Below are 1,724 nucleotides of genomic sequence, written 5' to 3'. Positions count from 1 at the left end.
GGCGGCCTCGAAGGGCGCACGCCCACAGGCTTCCACCCCCGTGGGCGCCCCGAGCAGCGTAGATGCAGCGCCTGCGCCGGCCTCGCTGCTCAGGGCCGCCGCTCCTGCCGCCTCGCCCAACGCCTCGATGCTCGCCTCTCTTTCCGAGGCGCTTTCTGCCTTCCGCGAGGCGAGTCTCATGATGGAAGGTGAAGCAGGCGTCAAGGCGACAGAAGAGGCGAAGAAAGCCGCACGCACCGCCGCCATCCGCCAAGACCGCGAAGAGAAGCAAGACGGCGAGCACGGCGGCTTCGAGATCCGCATATAAGTGCAAACTTTTAGGACATATTCTCAACCCCACTCGGAGCGGCATACTTGTTTTTGCCCCCATTTCCTGCGATGGCGCATCAGAACGTCATGCTGTGCATATGTCCTCACGCCTTATATGAAAAAGCCAATCGGTCTGCGCCCTTCGGGCTTGCCTTCTTAGGAACCACTGATAAATTCAGCCACCCATCTTCACGCATCTGCACTATCCTCTCGTCGTCGACAAATCCTCAACGTAGCACCGCTACGCCTGCGGTTTGTCTCCTTGATAGATACAGCGCATCTGCGCAAATCTGGGCGACTTCATTTTATCAGCGTTTCCTTTATGCAGCTTAATCGCCGGAACACGGCGGTCACGAAAATACCGGAATGGTTAATGCAAACATATCGTATTGGAGGAATCGCATCATGAAAATATCCCATCTTAAACGACTCTCCGCCATCGCGGCCTTGCTCCTCTGCCTTACGGGCACGGCTTCTGCGGCGAACAGCACAGGCTCCGGGGCAGCGCCTTCCGTCGAGGCAAAGGCAGCCTTGGACAAAGCGATCCAGGAAGAGGAGGAAAATGCCAAGAAGACGCCGATTTCCGTGGAAGAGGCCCGCAAAATCGTCGCGGACAACAACCTTTACCAGGACATCGATCTCAGCGCCGAATCACCCGAGCAGCCTTTGAAGACATTGAGCGCCATATTCAGCGAGATGCTCGGCGTGCCGGACGTGCGGCTCGTTCCTTTGGAGGGGCGCGAAGCAAAGTCGGAGGACGCCATACAGACGGCCTATCCCATCCGTTGGTTCCGCGTTGTGGAGACGCATTACGCCATCCGCCAGAGCATGGAGGACAAGCGCCAGGTGATCACGGCGCAGGTGTTCGAGGTCGTCCATAAGAAAAAGGCCACAAAGGGCGTAGCGCCCGACGCCATCTTTTTCTTCTATGACGCCGCCGGAAAGCCCCTGTCGAGCATGATTCTTTCCACCGTCCCCGAAGCCCAGAGAGATCTCTCCATCGTGGATGTCCTAAACAGCGGCTCTCTGCCGCAGCTCAAGGCAGGCAGCCGCGAGTACAAGCTGGCCGAGTTCCTTTACAAGACGGCAAAAACAGCGGACGAGGCCGCAGCAAGCAGCAAGAAATAAAGCCTGCAAATAAAAAGTCAAGCCCTTAGATGAAAAAAGATGAGGAGTTGTGGCAAGTGGAATTTGAGCAACACAAATAGGTCGCCGCAGGAGCGCCGACCAAAGGGACGGTAGTGAAATGCTATTCTTGTTCTTTGGAAAGGCTTGCCAAATACTCATTTACGCGCCCGTAGTAGATGCGCAGGAACTTATTCGCTCCTGCCGTCATATAGACGTAGTAAGGCTTTCCCTCGGAGCGTTTCTTGTCCATGAAGTTGTAGACTGCATCATCGGGAGAACGCATCAAG

General features: G+C 56.1%; 2 protein-coding genes and 1 pseudogene. 2 read left to right on the top strand and 1 reads right to left on the bottom strand.

Translation table 11 applies throughout. From position 1 onward, the window contains the following. Both HMPREF1153_RS12935 and HMPREF1153_RS08475 read left to right on the top strand, forming a co-directional pair. The coding region (locus HMPREF1153_RS12935) for a hypothetical protein (protein WP_232208254.1) at positions 1 to 307 on the top strand (307 nt) is incomplete at its 5' end. A gap of 407 nt (positions 308 to 714) precedes the next feature. Further along, the gene (locus HMPREF1153_RS08475) at positions 715 to 1,437 is read left to right on the top strand and encodes a hypothetical protein (protein WP_037370382.1); all 723 of its coding nucleotides are present in this window, start codon (positions 715 to 717) and stop codon (positions 1,435 to 1,437) included. 121 nt (positions 1,438 to 1,558) lie between these two features. Here HMPREF1153_RS08475 and HMPREF1153_RS12740 read toward each other — a convergent pair. After that, a pseudogene (locus HMPREF1153_RS12740) lies at positions 1,559 to 1,724 on the bottom strand (IS110 family transposase); the annotation flags it as partial.

The sequence above is a fragment of the Selenomonas sp. CM52 genome, from assembly GCF_000292955.1.
GTDB lineage: Bacteria > Bacillota > Negativicutes > Selenomonadales > Selenomonadaceae > Selenomonas.
This window is presented reverse-complemented; position numbering and strand designations above follow the sequence as displayed.